At 34.8% G+C, this 7,042-nt stretch carries 5 protein-coding genes and 1 rRNA gene (1 of these 6 cut by a window edge); all 6 read left to right on the top strand.

The genetic code is table 11. The features are described 5' to 3' along the window. Nucleotides 1–43: 43 nt before the first annotated feature. A 5S ribosomal RNA gene (gene rrf, locus BR65_RS10260) occupies nt 44–159 on the top strand. Nucleotides 160–414: 255 nt separating this feature from the next. Continuing rightward, a complete protein-coding gene (licT, locus tag BR65_RS10265) occupies nt 415–1,257 on the top strand; it encodes a BglG family transcription antiterminator LicT (RefSeq protein ID WP_034538783.1) in 843 nt (280 codons plus the stop codon). 142 nt (nt 1,258–1,399) lie between these two features. After that, on the top strand, nt 1,400–3,325 hold the full coding sequence (locus tag BR65_RS10270) for a beta-glucoside-specific PTS transporter subunit IIABC (RefSeq protein WP_023176659.1): 1,926 nt from the start codon (nt 1,400–1,402) through the stop codon (nt 3,323–3,325). A gap of 24 nt (nt 3,326–3,349) precedes the next feature. After that, nucleotides 3,350–4,810 carry a glycoside hydrolase family 1 protein gene (locus tag BR65_RS10275; RefSeq protein ID WP_034538068.1) on the top strand — a complete coding sequence of 487 codons (1,461 nt, stop codon included), beginning with the start codon at nt 3,350–3,352 and terminating at the stop codon, nt 4,808–4,810. Between the two features lie 150 nt (nt 4,811–4,960). Then, entirely contained in the window at nt 4,961–6,388 is a 1,428-nt protein-coding gene (locus BR65_RS10280) for a glycoside hydrolase family 1 protein (protein ID WP_034538072.1), read from the top strand. Between the two features lie 436 nt (nt 6,389–6,824). Then, nucleotides 6,825–7,042, top strand: partial view of a DUF1827 family protein gene (locus BR65_RS10285; protein WP_342341620.1) — the 5' portion only. Its footprint extends 67 nt past the window's final position; 218 of the gene's 285 nt are visible here — the first part of the coding sequence; the start codon lies at nt 6,825–6,827; the stop codon falls past the right edge of the window.

The raw sequence follows: 7,042 nt of genomic DNA on the forward strand, positions 1-7,042 counted from the left end.
TTATCCAGTTTTGAGAGAACAACGTTCTCTAGATTGAAATTTGTGTGGTGGCGATGGCAAGAAGGTCACACCTGTTCCCATGCCGAACACAGCAGTTAAGCTTCTTAGCGCCGATGGTAGTGAAGGGTTTCCCTTTGTGAGAGTAGGACGCTGCCACGCAAACAAAAAGACATCATCTTCGGATGGTGTCTTTTTGTTTAGCATTTGCAAAAAAATAAAATAGGTGACTAAAAAAACGCTTGCAAAAACAAAAAAGCCGTGTTATATTAGTTTTAATAAAGGATTGTTACTGCATCAGCAGGCAAAACCTAAATTGATTCGAAATCGTTCTATTCCATTTGAGATAGAGCATTTGGAATGAGTTTAGGTTTTTTATTTTTCTATAAGACGAAAGTTGGTGAGCAAAGCGATAAAATGAGAATAGAAAAAGTATTGAATAATAATGTTGTGATTACCTTAACTGATACTAATGAAGAAATGGTAGTAATGGGAAGAGGGATTGCCTTTCAACGAAAAGTTGGAGATACAATTGAAGTCGAAAAAATAGAAAAAACTTTTGTACCAGAAGGAAATGAAGGTATTGAAACTTTTTCTACTTTGTTTAAAGAAATCAACCCAGAAATTATAGAAATAGCCACCGATACGATCAAATACGCTCAAACTATTTTAAAAACCAAATTAAGCAATAATATTTATTTAACATTAACTGATCATTTAGATTATGCTATAAAGCGTACTAGTGAAGGAATAGATATAAAAAATCCGTTAACTTGGGAAATAAAGAAATTTTATAAAGCAGAATATGAAATCGGATTAAAAGCATTAGAACATATTAAAACTAAACTTGGTGTGATCATGAATGAAGACGAAGCTGCATCCATTGCTTTGCATATTGTGAATGCTAAACAAGAAGGACAAGAAATAGGAATTACAGTGAAGATGACTGAAGTTGTGCAAGATATTTTAACAATTGTACGGTTACAATTTGGAATCACTTTTGATGAAGATTCATTTAACTATTCCCGTTTTGTTACTCACCTGCAATATTTTGCTCGTAGAATGTTGGAACATGATAACAAAAATTCTAATGATGATTTTTTGTTTGAACAAGTAAAAATAAAATATCCTAAAGCTTTTGAGTGTACAAACAGAATTAATAATTACCTCGAAAGTAAACATCACACGTCACTGTCGAAAGATGAACAAGTTTACTTAGCTATTCATATCCAACGAGTAACGAGTGAAAAAATAAAATAAAATAAACACTTCAATGATGGATTGTTACTGCGTAAGCAGGCAAAACCTAAATTGATAGCTGAAATGTATTCTGTAAAGATGCATCTTGCTATTGATTTAGGTTTTTCTTTTTTAAAAAACTAAAATGAGAGAAGGACTTAGGATGAAATATGAAGCATTAGCTAAATCAATAATTGAAAACGTGGGCGGAACAGAAAATATCAATAGTTTAACTCATTGTGTAACAAGATTAAGGTTTAAATTAAAAGATGAAAGTAAAGCAAATACTGATGTACTAAAGAAAATGGACGGAATTGTAACCGTAATCAAAAGTGGCGGACAGTATCAAGTCGTTATTGGAAATCATGTACCGGATGTTTATCAAGAAGTCGTAACTGTCGGAAATTTAAATAGTAATGATTCTTCTGAACAAGAATCAGATGAGAAAGTAGGTCTGTTCAATAAGTTCGTTGATATGATTTCAGGAATTTTTGCACCAACTTTAGGAACATTAGCTGCTACTGGTATGATCAAAGGATTTAATGCTTTGTTTGTAGCACTAGGCTGGCTAACAGTTGAATCAGGAACGTATCAAATATTAAATGCTATAGGTGATTCATTGTTTTATTTCTTCCCTATTTTCCTAGCATTTACAGCCAGTAAAAAATTCAAAGTGAATCAGTTCACGGCTATGGCTATTGGTGCTTCACTCGTTTACCCGACTTTAGCTGGAATCAGAGCAGGAGATCCTCTTTATACACTGTTTTCCGGATCCATTATTGAGTCCCCAGTGCACACCACTTTCTTAGGACTTCCACTTATTCTAATGGACTATTCGTCAACCGTTATTCCGATTATTGTTGCTATTTTTCTAGCATCTAAAGTTGAAAAAGGATTGAAAAAAATCATTCCAGACGTGGTCAAAACCTTCTTAATTCCTTTTTTTACTCTTTTGATTATTGTCCCAGTAACTTTCATGATCGTTGGACCAATCGCAACATGGGCAGGTAGCTTAGTAGGAGCCGGGACTTTAGCCGTTTATAACTTGAGCCCAATCTTAGCAGGTGCAATTGTAGGTGGTTTCTGGCAAATATTTGTTATGTTCGGGTTGCATTGGGGTCTTGTGCCAGTAGCTCTGAATAACTTAGCTGTTTACGGATATGATCCTATTTTAGCAATGTCATTTGCAGCTTCATTTGCCCAAACTGGAGCAATTATTGCAATTATGGTAAAAACAAAAGAGAAAAAGGTTAAGTCTTTAGGTATTCCTTCTGTAATTTCCGGTATGTTCGGTGTAACAGAACCAGCAATTTATGGTATCTCTTTGCCTCTTAAAAAACCTTTCATCATGAGCTGTATCGCTGCCGGTGTGGGTGGAGCAACTCTAGGATTAGTCGGAGCCAATGGATACGTTGTAGGAGGACTAGGAGTATTTGGAATCACCAACTTCTTGAATCCTGCTGAGAGTGGTTTAGGTAATGTGCCTATAGTAATAGCCATTATCATTGGAGCTATGATTCTTGGTTTTGTATTAACTTATATTGCTGGTTTCGGAAAATTGTATGAAGATGATGCAGTTGTGGCAGAAACAACTAATGATGGAATCATTGATTCAGGAAATGAAGTTTATATTGGAAAAGATACTATCGAAAGCCCATTAAAAGGATCTATTATTCCGCTTTCTGATGTTCGAGATGAAGCTTTTTCATCTGGAGCTATGGGAAAAGGTTTGGCAATTGAACCAACTGAAGGGAAATTAGTTTCACCAGTTAATGGAGTTGTCACAATGCTTTTTCCAACGTTTCATGCAGTGGGTATAACGTCAGATGAAGGAACAGAAATCTTGATCCATATTGGTATGGATACTGTTCAAATGAATGCTGAAGGATTTGTTCCACACATTAAGCAAGGAGACAAAGTAACAAAAGGTCAGCTTTTAATTGAATTTGATATTGCCAAGATCCAAGCAGCCGGTTACAGCGTGGTTACGCCTGTAGTTATCACAAATTCACAAAATTATTTAGATGTCATCACGACAGAGAAAGCAACTGTTTCTTCTAACGAACAATTAATGACTGTAGTCATTTAAAAAATAAGAAAATGAGGTAATCAGATGAAAAATAGTAATGGTTTTCCAGAAGGATTTTTATGGGGAGGCGCAACTGCAGCCAATCAATTTGAGGGTGCATATAATGAGGGAGGAAAAGGCCTCTCTACAGCCGACATGGTAAAATTTATACCTAAAGAAGAACGAGGAGAAGGGTTTTCATTAGACGTTTCAGGTAAAGAAATTGAAGCAATTTTAGCAGGAAAAGTAGATGCTGTTTTCCCGAAACGTTTTGGGGTTGATTTTTATCATCATTATAAAGAAGACATCGCTTTGTTAGCAGAAATGGGCTTTAAAGTATTCCGTTTATCGATTAACTGGGCACGTATTTTTCCAAATGGGGATGATATAGAACCAAATGAGGAAGGACTTGCTTTTTACGATAGCGTATTTGACGAATGTCTAAAATATGGCATTGAGCCTTTGGTAACTCTGTCTCATTACGAAACACCTTTGAACTTAACTTTGAAGTATAATGGATGGGCGGATCGCCAAGTCATTGATCTCTTTGTTAATTATGCTGAGACTGTCTTCACACGTTATCAAAATAAAGTGAAATACTGGCTTACATTTAATGAAATCAACATTATTACATTAAGTCCATATACAGGCGGTGGAGTACTAGTAAATGACTCAGAAAATCCATTGGAGTTGTCTTATCAAGCTGGACATCATCAATTTGTAGCTAGCGCATTAGCTACAAAAATTGGACATGAAATTAATCCTGAATTTAAAATAGGATGTATGTTGGCGCGCATGACAACTTACCCTGAAACTAATAACCCGAAGGATATAATAAAAGCGCAAGAGGAAAATCAGTTGAACTTGTTCTTTACAGACGTTCAAGCACGCGGAGAGTATCCTGGCTATATGGATCGTTACTTCAATGAAAATAACATAACAATCCATAAAGAACGTGGAGATGATGAAATTTTAAAAGCTTATCCGGTTGATTTCATCTCATTTAGTTATTATATGTCCAGTACAACTAGCTCAAACCCATCAGAAGATCAAGTTAGCGGAAACTTTATGGGAGGGATAAAAAATACCTATTTGGAAACATCAGATTGGGGATGGCAAATTGACCCAATTGGATTGAGATGGACACTGAATGACTTTTATGATCGTTATCAATTGCCGTTGTTCATTGTTGAAAATGGATTAGGAGCTTATGATAAAGTAGAAGAAGATGGCAGTATTCATGATGATTACCGAATTGATTATCTGCAAAAGCATATTGAACAAATGAAAGAAGCGGTACTAGATGGTGTGGATCTAATGGGTTACACGAGTTGGGGAGCGATTGACCTAGTTAGTGCTTCCACTTCAGAAATGTCTAAACGCTATGGATATGTTTACGTTGATCAAGATGATGAAGGGAAAGGAACATTAGAGCGTTCTAGAAAAGATTCATTCTTCTGGTATAAAAAAGTTATTGAAACGAATGGAATGGATTTAAGTAAATAAATAAAGCAGGCGAAAGAAGGGGCTTGTTTTGAGCGAGTTCTTTTCTAGGCAACTGCTGTATCCTTTATTAAAAAAACATATGCTATACTTAATAAAATAAACGTTTAATAAAATGAAGAATCTAAAATAATTGATCGAAAAAAGGAGAAGATGACTTTGACAGTAGAACAATTTCCAAAAGATTTTTTGTGGGGTGGAGCAGTAGCTGCAAACCAATTAGAAGGAGCTTACAACGCAGATGGTAAAGGGTGGTCTGTCCAAGATGTAACACCTCAAGGCGGATTTGGCCCGATAACGGACGAACCGACAGAAGATAACATGAAATTAGTCGGGATTGATTTTTATAACCGCTATAAAGAAGACATTAAATTATTTGCAGAAATGGGATTTAAAACATTCCGTACGTCAATTGCATGGTCTCGCATCTTTCCTAATGGAGACGAAGCTGAACCAAATGAAGCTGGATTAAAATTTTACGATGATTTATTTGATGAACTTCTTAAGTACAATATTGAACCATTAGTAACACTATCTCACTATGAAACACCATTACATTTAGCCAAAGAATACGACGGTTGGGTTAATCGCAAAATGATTGGCTTTTATGAAAATTATGTACGTACTGTCTTTACACGCTATAAAGGGAAAGTGAAATACTGGCTGACCTTTAATGAAATCAATTCCATTTTACATGCACCATTTATGAGTGGTGGAATAGCTACTGCACCAGAAAAATTGACACAAAAAGATTTGTATCAAGCGGTTCATCACGAATTAGTAGCGAGTGCATTGGCTACAAAAATCGGGCATGAAATTATGCCGGAAGCACAAATCGGATGTATGGTTTTAGCTATGCCGACATACCCATTAACTCCAAACCCAGATGACGTTATTGCTGTAATGGAAGCAGAGCGTAAAAACTATTTCTTCTCAGATGTACATGTTCGAGGAACTTATCCAGGGTATATGAAACGATTTTTCCGTGAAAATGCGATTGAGTTAGATTTTGGCCCAGAAGATGAAGAGTTGTTGAAAAATACGGTCGATTTCATTTCATTTAGTTATTATATGAGTTCTACAGAAACAGCTGATGAAAGCAAACGAGAAGCTGGTAAAGGTAATATTTTAGGCGGTATCCCTAATCCGTATTTAGAAGCTTCAGAATGGGGCTGGCAAATTGACCCTAAAGGATTGCGAATCGTATTAAATGATTTCTGGGATCGTTATCAAAAACCATTGTTTATTGTTGAGAATGGTTTAGGAGCTAATGATGAACTGATTATAGATGAAAATGGAAATAAAACTGTGAATGATGATTACCGTATCGATTACTTGAATGATCATTTGGTCCAAGTTGGAGAAGCCCTTAAAGATGGTGTAGAAGTTATGGGATACACAACTTGGGGTTGTATCGATTTAGTCAGTGCTTCAACAGCAGAATTGAAAAAACGTTATGGATTTATTTATGTTGATCGTCATGATGATGGAACAGGTACATTAGAGCGATATAAAAAGAAAAGTTTTTCATGGTATAAAGAAGTCATTGAAACAAATGGAACAAGTCTTGTTGAAAAATAAAAAAACCTTGTACGATTAATAAAATGGACCCTATAGAATGGACACTAAAAAAAGTGCCCTCTATAGGGCTTATTTTTGTATACTTATATAGAAAAATATACGCATGGTTGATGTAAGGTTGTACAGTCCATTAAGACCGTATTACACATTGACTACACTCTAACTGTCAAAGTTAGCATTTACACCCAAACAAACACCAATTTGTAAAGACAAACCCATATATAAAAAAATGTATTAAAAAAAAGCAATACTTATTACGATGAATTCAAACGCCGTTTTGTTTCAGAATCATTGGACTCAAACACTTCTTTTAGATATAATCACTCTTTTTATTTTAAAGTTCAAGATTTTTTACTTATTAAAAGTAAAAAAAGCTTTAAATAGTATTTTTTTAGTTATATAATATATTGTACTAACTAAAAGTAAGAGGGGTGAGATGATGAAATTAATAGATGTTACTAATAATCATTCGGAACTTGTGATAGAACAATTGGAAAATACTAATGCCAATTTTATAAAAGTGTTCTCTTTAGGTCCAACCACTGTAATTTGTTCAGGCTCTTCAAACAGTAAAGATATAATTTTATTAAATAAAAGTCGCACTATAAAAAAATCAGAAATTAATTTTGTGCTAAAAAACATACTAGATACAAC

Source organism: Carnobacterium inhibens subsp. inhibens DSM 13024, assembly GCF_000746825.1.
GTDB classification, from domain to species: Bacteria; Bacillota; Bacilli; order Lactobacillales; family Carnobacteriaceae; genus Carnobacterium_B; species Carnobacterium_B inhibens.

Excerpts from the sequence above, each read along its gene's own strand:
- BR65_RS10280 (WP_034538072.1), top strand. The coding sequence starts at position 4,961 with ATGACTTTGACAGTAGAACAATTTCCAAAAGATTTTTTGTGGGGTGGA.
- BR65_RS10275 (WP_034538068.1), top strand. The coding sequence starts at position 3,350 with ATGAAAAATAGTAATGGTTTTCCAGAAGGATTTTTATGGGGAGGCGCA.
- licT (WP_034538783.1), top strand. The coding sequence starts at position 415 with ATGAGAATAGAAAAAGTATTGAATAATAATGTTGTGATTACCTTAACT.
- BR65_RS10270 (WP_023176659.1), top strand. The coding sequence starts at position 1,400 with ATGAAATATGAAGCATTAGCTAAATCAATAATTGAAAACGTGGGCGGA.